This window comes from Allobosea sp. AAP35, assembly GCF_001295925.1.
In the GTDB taxonomy this organism is placed as follows: domain Bacteria; phylum Pseudomonadota; class Alphaproteobacteria; order Rhizobiales; family Beijerinckiaceae; genus Allobosea.
Window position 1 is genome coordinate 1 of sequence record NZ_LJHQ01000058.1, and the last position, 19,684, is coordinate 19,684.

Consider the following 19,684-nt stretch of genomic DNA (forward strand, 5'->3'; position numbering starts at 1 on the left):
ATGCACGCCGCCCGCGCCTTCACGCGCCTGCGGCAGGTCTGGCTCGACCGCGACATGAAGCTCGGCCGCCGGACCGCCCTCCCCGATCTTGAAGACATGGATGTCGCCAGTCGCATGGGCTGCATCGCGATAGCTGCCGATGAGGTCCAGCCCCAACAACTGCGTCAGCACGACCTGCGTGCGCTCCAGCTTCGGCACCGAGATGGTGACGGGGCCCAAGCCGCGGATCTGATGTTCCGCAGGGACTGAACTCTTCTCCCAGACAACGAAGGGAATCGCTCCACCATCGGCGATCAGGGTCAGACGCTGACCTTCCGGATCCTCGAAATCGATCGCCGCGCGGCCGTTGATCTGGCGGATCGGCGTCACGGCGATGCCGGCCTCGGTGAGGCGAGCGCGCCACCATTCCAGCGAAGCCTCATCGGCAACGCGCAGCGTTGTGCGGGTGATCGAATGAGTGCCGCGGCGCGCCGGCGACGCAGGCCAATCGAAAAAGGTCAGGTCGGTGCCGGGCGAGCCGGCGCCGTCGGCGTAGAACAGGTGATAGGCCGAAGTGTCGTCCTGATTGACGGTCTTCTTGACCAGCCGCATGCCGAGCGTTTCGACATAAAAGCGACGGTTTCCCGGTGCATCGGCCGAAATCGCCGTGACGTGGTGAATGCCTGTGAGCTTCATGGCTTGCCCCTTGAAGAATGCCGAGCCCGGAATGGCTCGGCTGTTGGGGCAGAGATAACGCGGTTCCGGCACAATGGAACGGCTGTCGCGGCAATCGGCTCGTTGCATTCACGCAATCGGCGCGAACACGGCCGCGATCGCTATCCGCCTATCCTTGCCTCAGCTTGTCCGCCTTGGGGTGTTGCCACGCTCCCTGCCAGGCTCAGGGCTTGGATGTGGGAGGCGTCGCCGAGGTGGCTGGCAAATCCACCTTGTCGCCCTGATTGGTGGGCGTCGTGCAATCCTGCGGCTTGTTCTTGCAGTCGTAAACCATCGTCGGAGCGGCCGACTCGCCAGCAAGCCCCGCATTGGGGAGAATCATGTTCTGGCCTTTGTCGACCTGGCTCGGGTCGGTGATCCGGGGGCCCAGTCCGCCGCTGGCCTTTGCCTCGGCCGGCGAATCCGGCGGCGGCGTGGTCGAAGACGGCGTCTGGGCCGACGCGGCAGACGCGGCAATCGTCAGAACGGCGGCAAAAACGAGACCAGTCATAGAGCGCAGCATTGGAACGTCCCCTCATGTGCCCGCAGTGGCGGGCAACCGCTCATCAAACGGGCTCGGGCCGACGATGTTCCCTCTCTGTCGCCGCCATGCCCTATGCCACGGCGTGACGGCTGGGCTTGGCCTTGAGCTTCAGCTCCTCCAGATCCTGGCGCTCGCGCGGGGTGTTGCGCATGAGCTGATCCTTCCCCGGCCCATATTGCACAGGCTGCATCAGATCGACGCCATACCAGGCGGCCGCCCGCAGCACGAAGGCGGGATCGGAGAGATGCGGGCGCCCCAGCGCGACGAGATCGGCGCGGCCGGAGGCGATGATGGTGTTGGCCTGATCGGCAGTGGTGATGTTGCCGACACACATGGTCGCGACCCCGGCTTCGTTGCGGATCTGGTCGGAGAACGGGATCTGGAACATGCGGCCATAGACCGGCCGCGATTCCCGCACCGTCTGGCCGGTCGAGACGTCAACGAGGTCGCAACCCTCGGCAGCGAAGGCTTCGGCGATCGCGACCGAATCCTCTCCGGACAGGCCCCCTTGCGCCCAGTCGGTCGCGGAGATGCGCACCGAGATCGGCTTCTCGCGCGGCCAAGCTTCGCGCAGGGCCCGGAAGACCTCCAGCGGATAGCGCAACCGGTTCTCGATGGAGCCGCCATAGTCGTCCGTGCGGTGGTTGGTCAGCGGCGAAAGGAAGCTCGCCAGCAGATAGCCATGAGCGCAGTGGAGTTCGAGCATGTCGAAGCCGGCGCGGACACCGCGTTCCGCTGCTGCGACGAAATCCCCCGTGACCGCGTCCATATCGGCCCGTGTCATCTCGCGGGGCACCTGGCTTTCCGGGTAGTAGGGCAGCGGCGAAGCCGAGACGATCGGCCAGGCCCCCTCTTTCAGCGGGCGGTCCATGCCCTCCCACATCAGCTTGGTGGCCCCTTTTCGTCCGGCATGGCCGAGCTGGAGGCAAATCTTCGACGCCGAGTTGGCGTGGACGAAGGCGACGATGCGGCTCCAGGCGGCTTCCTGCGCGTCGGTGTAGAGCCCGGCGCAGCCCGGCGTGATGCGCGCATCGGCCGAGACGCAGGTCATTTCGGTGAAGATCAGACCCGGCCCGCCGATGGCGCGCGAGCCGTAATGCATCAGGTGCCAATCGCCCGGCACGCCATCCTCCGCCGAATACTGGCACATCGGCGCAAGCACCATGCGGTTCTCAAGCTGGAGGTCTCGCAGCTTCAGCGGCTGGAAGGCAGGTGGTACGGCCGTGCCGTCCTTGCGGCGGCGGGCGAGCGGGCCGAGCTCGCCGGCCACCATCTCATCGACGGCCGCGACCATGTCGGGGGCGCGGAGCGCGAGGTTGTCATAGGTGATCGCCTTGGAACGGGTCATCAGGCCGAAGGCGAAGCGCAAGGGGTTAAAATCCCAGAAACGGCCAAGCTGCTCGAACCAGACCAGCGAGACATCCGCCGCATGCTGCGTCTTCTCGACCTCCTCGCGGCGGGTGCGCTCGAACAAAGCGAGCGCCTCCGTGACGTGCAGGCCAGCCTTGTGGAAGGCCTTGTGCAGGCCGATCGCATCCTCCATCGCGAGCTTGGTGCCCGAGCCGATCGAGAAATGCGCGGTCGCCTTGGCATCGCCGAGCAGGACGACGTTCTCGACGACCCAGTTGCGGCAGCGGATCATCGGGAAGTTGCGCCAGAGCGAGCGGTTGGTGATCAGCCTGTGGCCCTGCAGTTCCTCGGCAAAGACCCCTTCCAGGAAAGCGGCGGAGGCCGCCTCGTCCATGGCGCCGAGCCCCGCCTTCTGGAAAGTCTCGGGGTCGGTCTCCAGCACCCAGGTCGAGCGGCCGGCTTCATACTGGTAGCAATGGGCGATGAAAACGCCGTGCTGCGTCTCCTTGAAGAAGAAGGTGAAGGCATCAAAAGGCCGGGTCGAGCCCATCCAGGTGAAGTGGTTGGGGCGGAGATCCACCTCGGGCTGGAAGCGGTCGCGCCAGCCCTCGCGGATGCGGCTGTTGATGCCGTCGGCGCCGACGACGAGATCGTAGTCCGCTTTCAGCGTCTCGATGTCGGCCGTCTCCTCGCCGAAGCGCAGGGAGACGCCGAGCTCGCGGGCCCGCTCTTGCACCAGCAGCAAGAGCGAGCGGCGCGAGCAGCCGCAGAACCCGTTGCCGGAGACGCGGTGGACGCTGTCCTTGAAGTGGACTTCGATATCGTCCCAATATGCGAAATTGTCGCGGATCGCGGCGTAGCTCGCCTCATCCGCCGCCTTGAAGATGTCGAGCGTCTGGTCGGAAAAGACGACGCCGAAGCCGAAGGTGTCGTCCGGCTGGTTGCGCTCGAAAACGGTGATGTCGAGATCGGGCCAATCGCGCTTCATCAGGAGGGCGAAATAAAGTCCGGCAGGCCCGCCGCCGACGACCGCGATACGCATGATGCCCTCCCCAAAACCGATTGCGAAATTATTTTAGGCCTAAAATAATTTGGGCTCAAGCTACTGTCTTTGCACCTCACCCGGGATCAATCGACGCAGCCAGAATCGCTCCTTTCCGTTATCATCGGCTAGATATCACGTGTTTTCTGCAAAATCGGGCCGTTCGGCTGCGGGTGCTTGCAAAATGCTTTAGACCTAAAATAGATTGGTCGCTTCTGGAGGTGGATCTGATGCTCCTGGCAGGGCGGCACGCGGTGGTGACGGGAGGCGGACGCGGGATCGGCCGCGCAATTGCCGCCATGCTCAAGCGCAACGGCGCCCGCGTTTCCATCATCGGGCGCGACGCGGCGGCTCTTGTCGCCGCCTGCACGGCTGGTGACGCCGATGCCCATGCGGCCTGCGACGTCACCGATGAGACCGCCATGGCCACATCGATCGCGCAATTGGCGCAGGCGCAGCCCATCGATATCGCCATCGCCAATGCGGGCGCCGTCGAGACCGGCCCGTTCTTGCGCAGCCCGGCCGAGCGCTTCCGCCGGCTGAGCGAGATCAACCTGATCGGCACCGTCAACCTGTTCCACGCCACCCTGCCCGGCATGGTCGAGGGCGGCGACGGCCGGCTGATCGCCCTCGCCTCGACCGCCGGGCATCGCGGCTATGCTTATGTTTCAGCCTATGTCGCGGCCAAGCATGCCGTCATCGGGCTGGTGAAGTCGCTGGCGCTGGAGACGGCGCGCTCCGGGATCACGGTCAACGCCGTCTGCCCCGGCTATGCCGACACCGACATGGTCGCGAGCGGGATCGAGACCATCATCGCCAAGACGGGTGCGACACGCGAGCAGGCGCTCGCCGAGATGGTCAAGGCCAATCCCCAGGGGCGGCTGATCGCGCCTGAGGAGGTCGCGGCCAGCGTGCTCTATCTCTGCGGGCCGGGCAGCGGCTCCGTCACCGGCCAGTCGCTGCTGATCAATGGCGGGGAGTTCTAGCGCCATGGAGACGAACGCCCCCGGCCTCCTGCTCGACCGCGAGACCAAGGCGAGCGAGCGCCCCGGCGACCACAAGGACGAGTTGCGGCTGTGGCTGCGGATGCTGACCTGCTCGACGCTGATCGAGACGGAGATCCGTAACCGGCTGCGCGAGGAGTTCAAGACCACGCTCCCGCGCTTCGACCTGATGGCGCAGCTCGACAAATCGAGCACCGGCATGACGGTCGGCGAGGTCTCGCAGCGGCTGATGGTGTCCAACGGCAACGTCACGGCGGTCGTCGCCGGGCTTCTGGCCGACGGGCTGGTCGACAAACGCGCCGCGACGCAGGACCGGCGCGTGCAGGTGCTGACGCTGACCGCGCAGGGCCGCAAGGCCTTCAAGGCGATGGCGGAGCGGCATGAGGGCTGGATCGCCGAACTGTTCGCCGAACTCGACCAACAGCAGATCACGCAGCTCTTCCGCCTGCTCGGACAGACCAAGACCTCGCTGCATCGCGCCATCGCGGCGCGGGCGGACGGGGCGGCCCAAGGAGACGCCTGATGACGAGCCTTGCCAACGCCACGATCCTGCCACTGGCGGCTTTCCAGCCCGCTCATTTCGCGCTGTCGGTCGCCGGCAAGGTCGCGACCGTGACGCTGAACCGGCCTGAGAAAAAGAATCCGCTGACCTTCTCAAGCTACCGCGAACTCACCGATTTCTTCCTCGCGGCTCAGAAGGAGGAGGACGTCAAAGCGATCGTGGTGACGGGCGCGGGCGGGAATTTTTCGTCGGGCGGCGACGTCTTCGAGATCATCGGCCCGCTGGTCGCGATGGAGACCAAGGAGCTGTTGAAGTTCACCCGGATGACGGGCGAGCTGGTCAAGGCGATCCGCGCCTGCCAGCAGCCGGTGATCGCGGCGATCGACGGCGTCTGCGCCGGGGCCGGCGCGATCATCGCCATGGCGTCCGATCTGCGGCTCGGCACTGTCGAGAGCAAGATCGCTTTCCTGTTCAACCGCGTCGGGCTCGCCGGCTGCGACATGGGTGCCTGCGCGATGCTGCCGCGCATCATCGGCCAGGGTCGCGCGGCTGAACTGCTCTACACTGGCCGGACCTTGCGCGGCGAGGAAGCCGAGCGTTGGGGCTTCCTGAACCGGCTCGTCGCGAAGGAGGCGGTGCTCGCCGAGGCACAGGCGCTGGCCGCCGAACTCGCGGATGGACCGACCTTCGCCAATGCGATGACCAAGCGCATGCTCGAGATGGAATGGGCGATGTCGGTCGAGAGCGCGATCGAGGCGGAAGCCGTGGCGCAGGCCCTGTGCATGCAGACCGAGGATTTCGCCCGCGCCTACCACGCCTTCGCCAACAAGCAGAAGCCGGTCTTCGAGGGCAACTGAATGATGCCCCTCCTCGCCATCAGCGTCATTCCGGCCGCAGCGAAGCGGAGCGCCGGAATCCATCGTAGGGCACCGGCGGCGTTCTATGATGGATTCCGGAGCGGCGCCGCTTCGCGGCTTGTCCGGAATGACGGCATTCTTCGGTCGAAGGAGAGCTAGGCATGCTCGGCGACACGCTCGACTGGCCCTTCTTCGAGGACCGGCATCGCCACTTCGCCGCCGAGCTTTCGGCCTGGGCCGATGCGACCCTGCCGGGCCTGCCGCATGATGACGTCGACGCCGCCTGCCGCGCCCGCGTCACGGCGTTGGGCGAAGGCGGGTTCCTGCGGGCGGTGGTACCGGAGGCCTATGGCGGGCTCTCGCCCACGCTCGACGTCCGCACGCTCTGTCTCGCGCGCGAGATTCTGGCGGCACGCGACGGGCTGGCGGATTTTTCCTTTGCGATGCAGGGGCTGGGCACCGGTGCGATCACGGTCGCCGGCTCGGCGGCCATGAAGGCGCGCATCCTGCCCGGCGTCTGCGAAGGCGTGCGGATCGCCGCCTTTGCCCTCTCGGAGAAGGAGGCTGGCTCCGACGTCGCGGCGATGGCGACCACCGCCATGCCGGATGGCAACGGCCATGTCCGGATCGATGGCGAGAAGAGCTGGATCTCGAATGGCGGCATCGCCGACCATTACGTCGTCTTCGCTCGCACCGGCGAGGCGCCGGGCGCGCGCGGGCTCTCCGCCTTCCTGGTCGAGGCGGACACGCCGGGCCTGTCCGTCTTCGAGCGGATCGAGGTGATCGCGCCTCACCCTCTGGCGACGCTGCGTTTTGATGCTTGCCGCGTGCCGGTCGAAAACGGGATCGGCGGGCCGGGTGAGGGCTTCAAGGTGGCGATGGCGACGCTCGACATCTTCCGCTCCACTGTCGGCGCAGCGGCGCTCGGCTTCGCGCGGCGGGCGCTGCACGAGACGATCTCGCACGCGAATTCCCGCAAGCTCTTCGGCGGCACGCTCGGCGATCTCCAGCTCAGCCAAGCGGCCATCGCCGACAGCGCCGCACAGGTCGATGCGGCCGCGCTTCTGGTCTATCGCGCCGCCTGGACCAAGGACCGCGGCGCGGCGCGTGTCACCCGCGAGGCCGCGCTCGCCAAACTCGTCGCGACAGAGAACGCTCAAGCCGTGATCGACCGGGCCGTCCAGATCCATGGCGGGCTTGGCGTCACCAAGGGCGTCAAGGTGGAGGAACTGTACCGGGAGATCAGGGCGCTGCGGATCTATGAGGGGGCCAGCGAGGTCCAGAAGGTCGTGATCGCGCGCGACCTCCTGAAGGCCCATGGCGCAAGAACAGAGGTTTGACGATGAACTTTCTGCGCTCCGGCCATATCGACAGCTTCGCGCGCGACAACCTGCCGCCGCCTGAGCAGTGGCCGCAGATCGATCTCGACAGGGCTGGGCTTGCCTATCCGGAGCGGCTGAACGCGGTGACCGCGCTGGTCGACGACCATGTCGCTCAGGGGCGCGGCGACCGTATCGCGATTTTCGGGGATCACCTGAGCTGGAGCTATCGCGACCTCGCGCAGCGGATCAACCGCATCGCCAATGTGCTGACCCGCGATCTGGGAATGGTGCCCGGCAACCGGGTTCTGCTGCGCGCCGCCAACACGCCGATGATGGTCGCGGCCTATCTCGCGGTGATCAAGGCCGGCGGCGTCGTGGTCGCGACCATGCCGATGCTAAGGGCCGGCGAGTTGGTCTATCCGATCCGCAAGGCGAAGATCGCGCTGGCGCTGTGTGACCATCGCCTGCTGGCTGAACTCGAGACGGCACAGGCGCAGGCTTCCGAGCTGGACAGGATCGTCGCCTTCGGGGAGGAGAGCTGCGAGCTTGAAGCGTTGATGGCGCAGCCGGGCTACGAGGTGTTTTCGCCCGTCGATACAGCCAGCGACGATGTCTGCCTGATCGGCTTCACCTCGGGCACGACCGGCGAACCCAAGGGCACCATGCATTTCCAGCGCGATTTGCTGGTGATCTGCGACACCTATGGCGCGAAGGTGCTCAAGGCCAGGCCCGACGACCGTTTCATCGGTTCGGCGCCGCTGGCTTTCACCTTCGGGCTTGGCGGCATGGTGCTGTTCCCGTTCCGGATCGGCGCGGCGGCCGTGCTGCCGGACAAGACCGGTCCGTTTGAGATGATCGACGCGATCGAGCGGCACAAGGCGAGCGTGATCTTCACAGCGCCGACCGCCTATCGCGCCATGCTGGACAAGCTCGACGGGCGCGACATCGGATCGCTGCGGATCTGCGTCTCGGCCGGCGAGACCCTGCCGAAGCCAGTCTTCGACGCCTGGCTGGCGAAGACCGACTTGCCGCTGATGGACGGCATCGGCGCGACCGAAATGCTGCACATCTTCATCGCAGCACCTCTGGAGACGATCCGCCCCGGCTCGACCGGCATCCCGGTGCCGGGCTACGAGGCCAAGATCGTCGATCCCGACGGTCGCGACGTGCCGGACGGAACCCCCGGCCGGCTCGCCGTGCGTGGGCCGATTGGCTGCCGCTATCTCGCCGACCAACGCCAGACAACCTACGTCCAGAACGGCTGGAATATCACCGGCGACACCTATATCCGCGATTCCGACGGCTATTTCTGGTATCAGGCGCGCTCCGACGACATGATCGTGTCCTCCGGCTACAACATCGCCGGCCCCGAGGTCGAAGCCTGTCTGCTGGCGCATCCCGACGTTCTCGAATGCGGCGTCGTGGGCGCGCCCTGCCCCGAGCGCGGCAACATCGTGAAGGCCTATGTCGTGCTGCGCGACGGCGTGGCCGGGGATGCAGCGATGCTGAAGACCTTGCAGGAGCATGTGAAGGCCGGTATCGCGCCCTACAAATATCCCCGCGCGATCGACTTCGTCACTGCCCTGCCCAAGACCGCCAGCGGCAAGCTGCAGCGCTTCGCGCTCCGGCAGATGGCGCAAGCCGAAGCCTGAATATCCTTCCAACAGACGAGCCGGAACGGCCCCGAACCGAGGCGACGCCCATGTCGAGTGAAACCCTGTCCCGCGCCATCCTGCCCGAGGGCTGGCCGGCGCCGCGCGGCTATGCCAACGGCATGGTGGCGCAAGGGCGCATCCTCGTGACGGGCGGCCTCGTCGGCTGGGACAGCGCCGGCGTCTTCGCAACGGGTTTCCTGCCGCAGCTCCGGCAGACTCTGGTCAACATCAAGGCCGTGGTCGAGGCCGGCGGCGGGCGTGTCGAGGACATCGTCCGGCTGACCTGGTACGTCACCGACATCGAGGCCTACCGCGCGAGCCTCAAGGAGATGGGACCGGTCTATCGCGCGATTCTCGGCCGGCATTTCCCTGCCATGGCCGTGGTGCAGGTTGTCTCTCTCGTGGAGCCGGAAGCCATGATCGAGATCGAAGCCACCGCGGTGATCGGCGGCTGACGCCGCAGGACCGCATATTGTTATGTTTCCGTCCGTTTCCAGCGCCGAAGTCCGCAATCTGCCGTAACCAAAATCCGTTCATCGACAGGGCCGCTTTAGCCGCCGAGCATGGACTCAGGGTCGAAACTCCGGAAGCCGCCATCCGGCGGTGACGCGATGGAGTCCATTCATGTCCAGCATCAGTAGCGTCAGCGGCGGCTATCGTCCGCCTCCGCCGAAATCTTCAAGTTTCGAAACACTCGACACCGACACCAGCGGCGGGCTGAGCGTCGAGGAGTTCAAGGCCGGAACAGCCAAGGGAGCCGGCAGCTCCAGGAGCGAGGAACTCTTCAAGGCGATCGATTCCGACAGCGACGGTTCGGTCACCCAAGAGGAAACCGAAGCCTTCAAGGCCAAAGCCGAGCAGGCTCAGCGGCAACTGCAGTCCTTCCTGATCGGGCTGCAGAGCGGCGGCAGCAGCGAGACGGAGAGCGACGAGGAGACGGATATCTTCGCCCAGATCGACACCGATTCCGACGGTGGAATCTCCAGCGAGGAATTTCTCTCGGCTTTCTCCTCCGGCACCAACTCTTCCGGCACCAGTTCGTCCGACGATCTGCTGAGCAAGCTGTTCGAGGCGATTGATTCGAACGCGGACGGTTCTGTCACGAAGGAGGAGCAGAGCGACTTCCAGGCGGCCATGGAGAAGCGCGGGCCGCCGTCCGGACCTCCGCCGTCGAGCGCCTCGTCCAGCGCGTCGCAGGCCTATGGCAACACCCATCAGCTCGGTGCCGCCAACACGTCGGGCACCGCCTATTCGCAGGCAGCCTGAGCCACGCCGGTCAGCAGAAGCTGGCCGGCGCTCTTTGCAGCGTTATGAGCCCAGCTCAGATGCCGCGGGTCGCGCCGCCGTCAATGCGGATCTTGGCGCCCGTCACATAGCTCGCGCGCTCGCTGGCCAGGAACGCGACCACGTCGGCGAATTCCTGCGGCGTGCCGTATCGGCCAGCGGGAATGGTGGCGCGCGACGCCTTGGCGGCCTGGTCGGGCGTGGTGCCCGTGCGGTCGGCGGCTGCCTGGTCAAGCTGATCGACGCGCTCGGTATGGATACGCCCCGGCAGCACGACGTTGACTGTGACGCCCTGCGAGGCGACCTCGGCCGCCAGCGTCTTCGACCAGCCGACCACCGCCGAGCGGATGCCGTTCGACAAGGCCAGCCGCGGAATCGGCTGCTCGACGCCCGAGGACGCGATGGTGATGATGCGGCCAAAACCGCGCTCGACCATGCCTGGGAGCATGCCCTGCGCCAGATGGAAGAGATTGGCGGCCATCGCCTCGAAATGCTTCAGCCAGTCGTCGCGGCCAGCCTCGCGCGCCTCGGCCGGCGGCGGCCCGCCGGAGTTGCCGATCAGGATATCGATGCCGCCGGCATCCTTGAGCACGCCGACGAGCGAATCGACGGAAGCCAGATCGGAGAGATCGAGGCTGGCGGCGAAGATTCGGCTGCGCACCTCCTCGGGGCATTGGCTGACCCAAGCATCGGTCGCCGCCACATTGCGCGCGGCGGCGATCACCGAGGCGCCCTCGCTGGCGAGCGTGCGGGCGATCGCCGCGCCAAGCCCGCGACTCGCGCCCAGCACCAGAGCACGCTTATCGTGAAGGCCGAGATCCATGGTCTGCTCCGTCCATTAGGCGCAGCAGGGTCGCGGCGCATCATCGCCCTGCTGATAGCGGCTCAATCCGGCGGAGGGAATGGCCTCAAGCAGCTGCAACCAGCGCCTGTTCCGCGAGGATGCAGCGCACCACCCTGCCCTCGCCCAGTTGCACGGCCGGCGGCAGCGCGGCGCGGCAGCGCTCCTGAACAAATTTGCAGCGGGGCGCGAACGAGCAGGCGTTGGGCGGTTCGGTGAGAGCCGGCGGTGCGCCAGGGATCGCTTCCAGCCGCTCGCCCTTCTTCGCGCCGTGCAGGTTCGCGGCGAGAAGGCCCTTGGTGTAGGGGTGCCGCGGGTCGCGGATCAGCTCACGCACCGTGCCGGTCTCGACGATCTGGCCGGCATACATCACCGCCAGCCGGTCGGAGACCTCGACCGCGACGCCGATATCATGGGTGACGAACAGCATGCCCATGTCGAGATCGCGCTGGAGCTGGCGCAGCAGCAGCAGGATCTGGATCTGGACGGTGGCGTCAAGCGCGGTGGTCGGCTCGTCGGCGAGCAGAAGCTTGGGGCGGGCCGCGAGCGCCAGCGCGATCATGGCGCGCTGGCGCATACCGCCCGACATCTCGTGGGGATAGGCCTTGAGGCGGCGCGCCGGTGAGGGAATCCGGACGAGTTCGAGCAGTTCGAGCGCGCGCGCCATCGCCGCCTTCATCGACAGCTTCTCATGCCGGACGATCGCCTCGGCGATCTGCTCGCCGACCGTATAGACGGGGTCGAGCGCCAATGCCGGATCCTGGAAGATCATCGAGGTGACCGCGCCGCGATAATCCGACAGATCCTGCGGATTCAGCGCCAGCACGTCGCGCCCATCGACCCTGACGCTGCCGCCGATATCGGTGCGGCTCTCGGGCAGAAGCCGCAGCAGCGTCTTCAGCGTGACGCTCTTGCCCGAGCCGGATTCGCCGAGGATGCCGAGCACCTTGCCCGGCTCCAGCGTCAGCGAGACGCCGTTGACCGCATGGACCGTTTGAGCGCCGCGAAAGCGGACGGTCAGGTTCGTGATTTCGACCAGGGACGTCGATGTCTGGGGCATGCTCATGCCGCGACCTCCAGAGCGGGTGCGTGGCTGTGGCCGGAGCCCGGCACCTGCATGTGACAGGCGGCCTGGCGTGTGCCGTCCCCCACCGTCGCCAGGATCGGCTTGACTTTCGCGCAGACGGTTTGGGCGTGAGGGCAGCGCGGATGGAAGCGACAGCCCTCGGGCGGGTTGATCGGGTTAGGAGGATCGCCGGCGAGAGGCGCCTCCATCGTCCGGTTGTCGGGGTCCATCGACGGCATCGCCGACAGCAGCGCGCGGGTATAGGGGTGGCGCGGATCGCCGTAGAGCTCCTCGACCGGACCGATCTCAACCACCTCACCGAGATACATCACCATAACGCGGTCGCTGATGAAGCGGACGACGTTGAGGTCATGCGAGATGAAGATGTAGGTCAGGCCGAACTCCTCGCGCAGATCGGCAAGGAGGTTGAGCACCTGCGCCTCGACCGATTTGTCGAGCGCCGAAACCGCCTCGTCGAGGATGACGAGGCGCGGGCCCAGAGCGAGCGCACGGGCGATGTTGACGCGCTGGCGCTGGCCGCCGGAGAGCTCATGGGGATAGCGCGCCGCGAAACGGGCGGGATCGAGGCCGACGCGCTGCAGCAGGTCGCGCGCCTTGAGGATGGCATTCGCCTTCGAGACGCCATGGACCGTCGGCCCGAAGGCGATCGAGTCCTCGATGGTGAGGCGGGGGTTGAGCGAGGCGTAGCTGTCCTGGAAGACCATCTGCGCCTGGCGGCGGTATTCCTTCAGCGTCAGGGCCTGGCCCCCGACGATCTCTCCGTCGAACAGCATCTCGCCCTTGTCCTGCGGGAGGAGCTGCATGACGACGCGCGCCGTCGTCGACTTGCCGCAGCCGGATTCGCCGACGACGCCGAGGGTCTCGCCCTTCATCACCGCGAAATCGACACCGTCGACGGCGCGCACGACCGCGCCGCCGCCGAGCGGGAAATGCTTGGTCAGGGTCTTCGCCTGCAGCAGCGGCGTGCCGGGGCCGCCGCGATCGGGATGGGTTTCGAGCGCCATGATTAGCCCTTCACGTCCATTGCCGAGCGCAGACCGTCGGAAAGCAGATTGAACGAGATCGAGGTGATGAAGATCGCCGCGCCCGGCAGCGCCGCCACCCAGGGCTGCACATAGATCGCGGTGCGCAGCGTGTTCAGCATCAGCCCCCATTCCGGCGTCGGCGGCTTGGTGCCGAGACCGAGGAAGGACAAGCCCGAGGCCAGGATCATCGAGACCGAGATCAGGCTGGTCGCATAGACGAAGATCGGCCCCAGCACATTGCCCAGCACATGCACGCGGATGATGGTCAGGGCGTTGGCGCCGCTGGCGCGGGCCGCCTCGACATAGTCCATGCCCCGCACCTGCGTCGTGACGCTCTCGGCGATGCGCGCGATCGGCGGGATGAAGACGATCGTGAGCGAGAGCAACGAGTTGGTGATGCCGGCGCCGAGCGCGCCCGACAGCGCGATCGCCAGCAGCACGGAGGGGAAGGCGTAGAACACATCGACCGTGCGCATGGTGATGGTGTTGAACTTGCCGCCGAAGAAGCCCGCGGCGACGCCGATGACCGAGCCGATGAAGAAGGCGATGAAGACCGGCACCACGCCCATGAAGAGCGAGAGCCTGGCGCCGTGGATCAGGCGCGAAAGCATGTCGCGGCCCAGTTCATCGGCGCCCAGCGGATAGCCCGGCGTGCCGATCGGCCGCAGGCGCCGCAGCATCGAGGAGCGCGTCGGATCGGCGGGCGCGACATAATCGGCGAAGATCGCCATCAGGATGATCGCCAGCACGACAAGCCCGGCGCCCACCGCGACCTTATCGGTCTTGAAGCGGCGCCAGACACCCGCCCAGTAGCCCGGCGATTTCGCCAGCGGCGGGACGATGACCGGGCCCGAGCTTTCCGTGATCGCGGTCATCTCAGCGCCTCCTGACGCGGGGGTCGAGCAGACCCTGGAGGATGTCGACGAGGACATTCAGGCCGACGAAGAACATCGCCAGCACCAGGATCGTGCCCTGGAGCAGCGGCAGGTCGCGCTGGAAAATGGCGTTGCCGAGCAGGAAGCCGGTGCCGGGCCAGGAGAACACGGTCTCGATCAGGATCGATCCGCCGAGCAGATAGCCGAGTTGCAGGCCCATCACCGCCAGCGCGGTCGGCGCCGCATTCTTCACGACATGCTTGAACACGCCGAAATCCATCAGCCCCTTGGCCCGCAGCGCAGGCACGAATTCCTGGTTCAGGATGTCGGCCACGAGCGCGCGGACGGTGCGGGCGATGATGCCCATCGGGATCACCGACATCGTGATCGCCGGCAGGATCATGTAGCTGACATGCTCCCAATTCCAGATCCAGGCGGCCGAACCACCCGGCCCCGCTCCGCCCGGCGGCAGCCAGCCGAGCTGCACCGAAAACACGATCACCAGCACCATGCCGAGCCAGTAATGCGGCACGGAGACGCCGAGAACCGCCAGCATCGAGGCGAATTTGTCGAGGAAGGAGCCGCGGAAATAGCCGGCGACGAAGCCGAACAAGCAGCCGAACAGGAAGCCGATCACCGTCGCGAGCCCCGCGATCAGCAAGGTGTTGCCGACCGCGCGCCAGACCTCGGCCGCGACGGGGCGGCCGGTGGCGATCGAGGTGCCGAGATCGCCCTGCAGCGCCTTCATCAGCCAGAGGCCAAACTGCACCGGCAGAGGCCGGTCGAAACCGTAGATCTTGCGCAGTTCGTCCTGCATCGCCTGCGAGGCATCGGGCGGCAGCACCGAGGTCAGCGGATCGCCCGGCGCGATATGCACCAGGAGAAAGCAGAACAGGCTGACACCGAAGGCGACCGGCAGGACGTAGAGGATGCGCTTGGCGAGGTATTTCAGCATGCGATCCTCACCTGTCATTCCGGGGCGCGGCAGAGCCGCGAACCCGGAACCCACGACGGGCCACTCCGCTTGCGTCAAGCGACCCCAGGGCTCGCCCGGTCGTGGGTTCCGGGTTCATCGCTGCGCGATGCCCCGGAATGACGGCGTAGGGTTGCCTGCGCACTCTCTTCCTCACTTCGCCATGGTGATCGACGAGAAGTCCTGGAACCAGTTCTGCGCCTGAATGAACCCCTTCACCTTGGGGCTCATGGCGCGCGGGTTGACGTCGTGGGTGACCATCAGGAACAGCGCCTCGTCGACATATTTCTCGTGGATCTTTTGCAGGACCGCCGTCTGCGCGGTCGCATCAAACGTGTTGCGGACCTGCTCGAAGAGCTTGTCCATCTCGGGATCGCAATACATGCCCCAGTTGGTGCCGGCCGGCGGCTGCAGGTTGCATTGGAGATGACGAATCAGGCCGGTGAAGGGATCCTGGATGAAATAGGTGTAGTTCATGCCCGTCGCCTTGCGCGACGATTCATGGTTGGCGCCGGCGCGCCAGATGTTGATCAGCGTGTTCCACTCGACGACCTCGAAGTCGATCTTGATGCCGACCTCGGCGAGGTTCTGCTGGACGAACTCATTCATCGGCAGCGGCTGCATCTGGCCCGAGCCCGAGGGCGCGATCAGAATCTTGGTGGTCACCGGCTTGGAGGGCGAGAATCCGGCCTCGGCAAGCAGTTTCTTGGCCTCGGCCTGGTCGAGCTTGACCTTGAAGCTGGGATTGCCGAACCACTGGTGGCCGGGCGGGTAGAAGCCCTGCGCCGGGATCATCAGGCCGCCGAGCAACTCCTTCAGGCCTTCGCGATCGACGGCGAGGTTGGCCGCCTTGCGGATGCGCACATCGTTCCAGGGCGAGCCCTCGGCCCGCGAGAGATGCCAGGTCCAGTTGTGCGGATAGGCATTGGTGATGATCTGGAAGCCGGCGCTCTTGAGCGAAGGGATCAGGTCCGGCGACGGCGCCTCGATCCAGTCGACCTGGCCTGCCCTGAGCGCCGCGGCGCGGGCATTGGCCTCCGGCAGCGGCAGCAGCACCATCTTGTCGAGCTTGGGCACGCGCGCCTTGTCCCAGTAACCGGGGAAGGGCGAGAGTTCGGCGCGCTCGCGCGGCTGGAAGGCGGTGAGTTGCCAGGGCCCGGTGCCCGACGGTGTCTTGGCGAAGGCCTCCCAGCTCTTGCCGAGCTTTTCCCACTGCGCCGGCGACGACATCATCACCCAGGCGATCTGGTAGGGCAGCGTGGCGTCGGGCGCCTTGGTGGTAATCTCGACCTTGTATTTGTCGATCACCTTGTAGCCGGCGACCGCGGGAATGCGCGAGCGGCCCTGCGCCGCCTGGCGCTGGTCGAATTGCGGCGAGTCGTTCTTCAGGAGCTTGTCGAGGTTCCAGACCACCGCGTCGGCGGTGAACTCCGAGCCGTCATGGAATTTGACGCCCTCGCGCAGGACGAAGGTCCATTTGGTCTTGTCGGTGGCATCGACCGCCCAGCTCGAGGCGAGGCCCGGCGTGAGGTCGGAGGCCTTGTCGGCCTTGCTCAGATCCCAGTTGATGAGGCCGTCATAGAGCGTGTAGCCCATGAAGCGCATGCCCTCGCCGCCCTGGTCGGTCTGGCCGGTGGTGAGCGGGATGTCGGAGGCTGTCATGCCGATGCGCAGCGTACCCTGAGCTTGGGCGGAGGCGGCAAACAGCGAGACTCCGGCGGCGAATGACAGGGCAAGGGCGGTGCGGATCATCGGGAGCTCCGGTCTGGATGGGTTCCAATCTGGCTTCGCAAGGGCTGTGCCAGAGCTCAGCCCTTTGGCCGTCATGCTCGGGCGCAGACCCGAGCATCTCCGGCAAGAGGTTCTCGGGTCGGCGCTTCGCACCGCCCGAGAATGACGCGAATGGAGGTCAATCCATCGACATCGGAGCGAGGTCGATGAACCAGCTCTTGGGCTGCACCACGCCCTTGACCTTGGCACTCATAGCGCGCGGGCCGACGTCATGGGCCACCCAGACGAAGGGGGCTTCCTCGACGATGCGGGCATGGAGCTTGGCGAGTGCCGCGTCGCGTGCCGTGCCGTCGAAGGAGGTGCGGGCATCGGCGATGAGCTTGTCGAACTCGTCATTGCCGAAATAACCCCAGTTGTTCGACACCGGCGGGAAGGCCTTGGTCGAGGTGAAGCGCACCATGGCGAAGAACGGGTCCATCGCGGCGAAGGTGACGTTGGTGGCGTTGGCGCCCCGCGCATTGGCGTGCTTGGCGCCCTCGCGCCAGTTGGTGAAGACGGCATTCCACTCGCCGACTTCGAGCGCGACGTCGAAGAAGCAGTCCTTCAGCGCCTGCTGCATGAACTCGTTCATCGGAAGAGGCTGCATCTGGCCCGATCCCGAGGCCGAAGTCAGCACCTTCACCTTCGCCGGCTTGGAAGCGGAATAGCCGGCTTCGGTCATCAGCTTCTTGGCGGCTTCGAGATCGTATTTGATGTCGAACTTCGGATTGCCCCACCAGGGGTGGCCGGGCGGCACGGTGCCCTTGGGGATTTCCATCAGCCCGCCGAGCAGCGTCTTCAGTTCCTCGCGGTTGACGCAGAGATTGGCGGCGTGGCGAACGCGCTTGTCGACCCAGGGCGAGCCCTCGACGAAGGAGAGCTGCCAGGGCCAGACATGCGGCTGGGCGTTGGTGTAGACGCTGAAACCGCGCTGCTTGATCTGCGGCACGGCATCCGGCGAGGGCGACTCGATCCAGTCGACCTGGCCCGAGAGCAGCGCCGCGGTGCGGGCATTGGCTTCCGGCAGGGGCACCAGCACGACGCGGTCGATCTTGGGCACGCGCTTGGGGTCCCAATAGGCCTTGTTGGCGACCATCTCGAAGCGCTCGCGCGGTGCGAGCCGGACGCCCTTGAACGGACCGGTGCCCGACGGATCGGCCGAGAAGGCCGCCCAGGCCTGTTTGGCGCGCTCGGCCGGATCGGTGACGGAAGCCGGAACGGCTGCGAGCTTGGCGGCCCAATGCGCGGGCGAGGCCATGAACAGATTGGTCAGGTTGATCGGCAGGAAGGCGTCGGGCTCGCTCGTCGTCAGTTCGACGGTGAGCGGATCGACCGCGCGGGCGCTCTTCAGCGTCGGCATGCGCGAAACGGTGACGCCGATCTGATCAGGCGCGAAATGCGCGGCTTCCTTGTTGAGGACCTTGTCGACGTTCCAGACGACGGCAGCGGCGGTGAAGTCCGAACCATCCTGGAACTTGACGCCGGGACGCAGCTTGAAGGTCCACTTCGTCTTGTCGGCGGCATCGACCGCCCATTCGGTGGCGAGGCCGGGAATGACGACGCTGGCCTTCTCCGCCGAGGAGAGATCCCATTGGGTCAGCGCGTCATACATCGGGATGCCGGTGAAGCGGTTGCCCTCGAAGCCCTGGTCGGGCTGGCCATGGGTGCGCGGAATGTCCGCCGCCGTCATGCCGATGCGCAGGACCTTCTCCTGGGCGAGCGCGGCGGTGACGAGCGCTGTGGAAAGCCCCAGGCCGAGAAGGGCGGAGCGGGTGAAGCTGGATACGGACACGGTTTGTCTCCCCTATGATTGGCCCGGCATCTGCGACACGAGGCAGGCTGGCGGTCTGCAACCGGCATGCCAGACGAAGGTCGTACGACTAGAACTTTCGGTCAGGTCTTCACGGCTGCCCACGATGCGGCCGGCAGCGAGGCCTCGTATAATCGCAGCGTAATTCGCCCACATAATGGGCGTTTTGGCTACTCAATAGGCAGTCAATGAAAGTCGCGTGATTTCGGCAGGATGCGGACGTCTCGCGGATGGCGGCCGCGCGGGACTTGTGGATGCGTGAACTCGTCGGCCCGGGTCAGCACGATGTCGGCGCGGTGGGTGTCGGACAAGGCCTGGAGATCGGCTGTCCGGTCGAAGACGCGGCTCGCCATCAGATGGGTCACGCCCTCGGGGCTCCTCTGGATGCGCCCCTCGACCAGCAGCAGGCGGGCCGCCATGACCTCGCGCCGGAAGCGCTCGAACTGGCGCGCCCAGAGCACGACATTGGTGACGCCGGTCTCGTCCTCCAGGGTGATGAAGATCGCCTTGCCATTGCCCGGGCGCTGGCGCACCAGCACGACGCCGGCCACGCGGACGAAGGCGGCGTCGGGCCGGCCCTCCATCTCGGCGCTGCTGAGAATGCGCTCCCGACGCAGGCGCGGCCGCAGGATGCCCAGGGGGTGGCCCTTCAGCGAGAGCCTGACCGTCTGGTAGTCGGCGACGATCTGTTCCGGCAGCGGCATCCGCGGCAGCGCCATGTCGGGCTCGGGCCCCAGTTCCCCGGCGCTCGCGGCGGCAAAGAGCGGCAGCGCATCGTCATCCGGCAGACGGCGCACGGCCCAGAGCGCCTCGCGCCGGTCGAGCCCGATCGAGCGGAAGGCGTCGGCATCGGCCAGAAGGCGCATGGCGCGGGCCGGAAGGGAGGCCCGTCGCATCAGGTCTTCGACGCCGGAAAAGCCGCCGGCCGGGCGGGCCCTCTCGATCGCCAGGCCCCACTCCTCGTGGAAGCCGTCGATCTGGCGGAAGCCGATGCGCAGGGCGAAGGGGCTCCTCTCCCTCCCCCCGCTTGCGGTGGGGAGGGCCGGGGTG

General features: G+C 66.5%; 18 protein-coding genes. 7 read left to right on the forward strand and 11 right to left on the reverse strand.

Annotated elements, in window-relative coordinates:
* The 3 genes from IP69_RS17925 to IP69_RS17935 form a co-directional block, all read right to left on the reverse strand.
* Nucleotides 1-675: VOC family protein (locus IP69_RS17925; protein WP_054144203.1), on the reverse strand; the 675-nt coding region annotated here is incomplete at its 3' end.
* Nucleotides 676-877: 202 nt separating this feature from the next.
* Nucleotides 878-1,216 carry a hypothetical protein gene (locus IP69_RS17930; protein WP_210165948.1) on the reverse strand — a complete coding sequence of 113 codons (339 nt, stop codon included), beginning with the start codon at nucleotides 1,214-1,216 and terminating at the stop codon, nucleotides 878-880.
* Between the two features lie 91 nt (nucleotides 1,217-1,307).
* Entirely contained in the window at nucleotides 1,308-3,629 is a 2,322-nt protein-coding gene (locus IP69_RS17935; RefSeq protein WP_054144205.1) for a bifunctional salicylyl-CoA 5-hydroxylase/oxidoreductase, read from the reverse strand.
* A gap of 230 nt (nucleotides 3,630-3,859) precedes the next feature.
* Here IP69_RS17935 and IP69_RS17940 point away from each other — a divergent pair, with 230 nt between their 5' ends.
* The 7 genes from IP69_RS17940 to IP69_RS17970 all read left to right on the forward strand — a co-directional run bounded on the left by IP69_RS17940 (nucleotide 3,860) and on the right by IP69_RS17970 (nucleotide 10,235).
* Nucleotides 3,860-4,615: an SDR family oxidoreductase gene (locus IP69_RS17940; RefSeq protein WP_054144219.1), complete on the forward strand. Its 756-nt coding sequence runs from the start codon at nucleotides 3,860-3,862 to the stop codon at nucleotides 4,613-4,615.
* A 4-nt stretch (nucleotides 4,616-4,619) separates the two neighbouring features.
* Complete coding sequence (locus IP69_RS17945; RefSeq protein ID WP_054144206.1) at nucleotides 4,620-5,156, forward strand: MarR family transcriptional regulator; 537 nt, start codon at nucleotides 4,620-4,622, stop codon at nucleotides 5,154-5,156.
* Nucleotides 5,156-5,992 (forward strand): enoyl-CoA hydratase family protein, encoded by an 837-nt coding sequence (locus IP69_RS17950; RefSeq protein WP_054144207.1) that lies wholly within the window; start codon nucleotides 5,156-5,158, stop codon nucleotides 5,990-5,992. The genes IP69_RS17945 and IP69_RS17950 overlap by 1 nt, the downstream gene beginning before the upstream one ends.
* Before the next feature lie 161 nt (nucleotides 5,993-6,153).
* Nucleotides 6,154-7,332, forward strand: coding sequence for an acyl-CoA dehydrogenase family protein (locus IP69_RS17955; protein WP_054144208.1), 1,179 nt, complete (start codon nucleotides 6,154-6,156; stop codon nucleotides 7,330-7,332).
* 2 nt (nucleotides 7,333-7,334) lie between these two features.
* Nucleotides 7,335-8,966: a benzoate-CoA ligase family protein gene (locus IP69_RS17960; RefSeq protein WP_054144209.1), complete on the forward strand. Its 1,632-nt coding sequence runs from the start codon at nucleotides 7,335-7,337 to the stop codon at nucleotides 8,964-8,966.
* A 50-nt stretch (nucleotides 8,967-9,016) separates the two neighbouring features.
* Nucleotides 9,017-9,424, forward strand: coding sequence for a RidA family protein (locus IP69_RS17965; RefSeq protein ID WP_054144210.1), 408 nt, complete (start codon nucleotides 9,017-9,019; stop codon nucleotides 9,422-9,424).
* A 169-nt stretch (nucleotides 9,425-9,593) separates the two neighbouring features.
* On the forward strand, nucleotides 9,594-10,235 hold the full coding sequence (locus tag IP69_RS17970; RefSeq protein WP_054144211.1) for an EF-hand domain-containing protein: 642 nt from the start codon (nucleotides 9,594-9,596) through the stop codon (nucleotides 10,233-10,235).
* A 55-nt stretch (nucleotides 10,236-10,290) separates the two neighbouring features.
* On the opposite strand, the gene IP69_RS17975 is transcribed toward IP69_RS17970, so the two are convergent.
* The 8 genes from IP69_RS17975 to IP69_RS18010 all read right to left on the reverse strand — a co-directional run.
* Nucleotides 10,291-11,076: an SDR family oxidoreductase gene (locus IP69_RS17975; protein WP_054144212.1), complete on the reverse strand. Its 786-nt coding sequence runs from the start codon at nucleotides 11,074-11,076 to the stop codon at nucleotides 10,291-10,293.
* 85 nt (nucleotides 11,077-11,161) lie between these two features.
* The gene (locus IP69_RS17980; RefSeq protein WP_248306886.1) at nucleotides 11,162-12,160 is read right to left on the reverse strand and encodes an ABC transporter ATP-binding protein; all 999 of its coding nucleotides are present in this window, start codon (nucleotides 12,158-12,160) and stop codon (nucleotides 11,162-11,164) included.
* Nucleotides 12,157-13,185 carry an ABC transporter ATP-binding protein gene (locus IP69_RS17985; protein WP_054144214.1) on the reverse strand — a complete coding sequence of 343 codons (1,029 nt, stop codon included), beginning with the start codon at nucleotides 13,183-13,185 and terminating at the stop codon, nucleotides 12,157-12,159. The genes IP69_RS17980 and IP69_RS17985 overlap by 4 nt, the downstream gene beginning before the upstream one ends.
* Before the next feature lie 2 nt (nucleotides 13,186-13,187).
* Nucleotides 13,188-14,081: an ABC transporter permease gene (locus tag IP69_RS17990; RefSeq protein WP_054144215.1), complete on the reverse strand. Its 894-nt coding sequence runs from the start codon at nucleotides 14,079-14,081 to the stop codon at nucleotides 13,188-13,190.
* A gap of 1 nt (nucleotide 14,082) precedes the next feature.
* Nucleotides 14,083-15,036, reverse strand: a complete 954-nt coding sequence (locus IP69_RS17995; RefSeq protein ID WP_054144216.1) for an ABC transporter permease — start codon at nucleotides 15,034-15,036, stop codon at nucleotides 14,083-14,085.
* Nucleotides 15,037-15,207: 171 nt separating this feature from the next.
* Complete coding sequence (locus IP69_RS18000) at nucleotides 15,208-16,806, reverse strand: ABC transporter substrate-binding protein (protein ID WP_054144217.1); 1,599 nt, start codon at nucleotides 16,804-16,806, stop codon at nucleotides 15,208-15,210.
* 157 nt (nucleotides 16,807-16,963) lie between these two features.
* Complete coding sequence (locus IP69_RS18005; RefSeq protein ID WP_054144218.1) at nucleotides 16,964-18,616, reverse strand: ABC transporter substrate-binding protein; 1,653 nt, start codon at nucleotides 18,614-18,616, stop codon at nucleotides 16,964-16,966.
* A 203-nt stretch (nucleotides 18,617-18,819) separates the two neighbouring features.
* A partial coding sequence (locus IP69_RS18010) for an OB-fold nucleic acid binding domain-containing protein (protein ID WP_248306887.1) occupies nucleotides 18,820-19,684 on the reverse strand: 865 nt, incomplete at its 5' end.

Bases quoted from the DNA above. Each gene is read 5' to 3' on its own strand.
- IP69_RS17930 (WP_210165948.1), bottom strand. From the start codon at position 1,216: ATGCTGCGCTCTATGACTGGTCTCGTTTTTGCCGCCGTTCTGACGATT.
- IP69_RS17960 (WP_054144209.1), top strand. From the start codon at position 7,335: ATGAACTTTCTGCGCTCCGGCCATATCGACAGCTTCGCGCGCGACAAC.
- IP69_RS17965 (WP_054144210.1), top strand. From the start codon at position 9,017: ATGTCGAGTGAAACCCTGTCCCGCGCCATCCTGCCCGAGGGCTGGCCG.
- IP69_RS17975 (WP_054144212.1), bottom strand. From the start codon at position 11,076: ATGGATCTCGGCCTTCACGATAAGCGTGCTCTGGTGCTGGGCGCGAGT.
- IP69_RS17985 (WP_054144214.1), bottom strand. From the start codon at position 13,185: ATGGCGCTCGAAACCCATCCCGATCGCGGCGGCCCCGGCACGCCGCTG.
- IP69_RS17980 (WP_248306886.1), bottom strand. From the start codon at position 12,160: ATGAGCATGCCCCAGACATCGACGTCCCTGGTCGAAATCACGAACCTG.
- IP69_RS17940 (WP_054144219.1), top strand. From the start codon at position 3,860: ATGCTCCTGGCAGGGCGGCACGCGGTGGTGACGGGAGGCGGACGCGGG.
- IP69_RS17990 (WP_054144215.1), bottom strand. From the start codon at position 14,081: ATGACCGCGATCACGGAAAGCTCGGGCCCGGTCATCGTCCCGCCGCTG.
- IP69_RS17995 (WP_054144216.1), bottom strand. From the start codon at position 15,036: ATGCTGAAATACCTCGCCAAGCGCATCCTCTACGTCCTGCCGGTCGCC.
- IP69_RS17945 (WP_054144206.1), top strand. From the start codon at position 4,620: ATGGAGACGAACGCCCCCGGCCTCCTGCTCGACCGCGAGACCAAGGCG.
- IP69_RS17955 (WP_054144208.1), top strand. From the start codon at position 6,154: ATGCTCGGCGACACGCTCGACTGGCCCTTCTTCGAGGACCGGCATCGC.
- IP69_RS17935 (WP_054144205.1), bottom strand. From the start codon at position 3,629: ATGCGTATCGCGGTCGTCGGCGGCGGGCCTGCCGGACTTTATTTCGCC.
- IP69_RS17970 (WP_054144211.1), top strand. From the start codon at position 9,594: ATGTCCAGCATCAGTAGCGTCAGCGGCGGCTATCGTCCGCCTCCGCCG.
- IP69_RS17950 (WP_054144207.1), top strand. From the start codon at position 5,156: ATGACGAGCCTTGCCAACGCCACGATCCTGCCACTGGCGGCTTTCCAG.
- IP69_RS18000 (WP_054144217.1), bottom strand. From the start codon at position 16,806: ATGATCCGCACCGCCCTTGCCCTGTCATTCGCCGCCGGAGTCTCGCTG.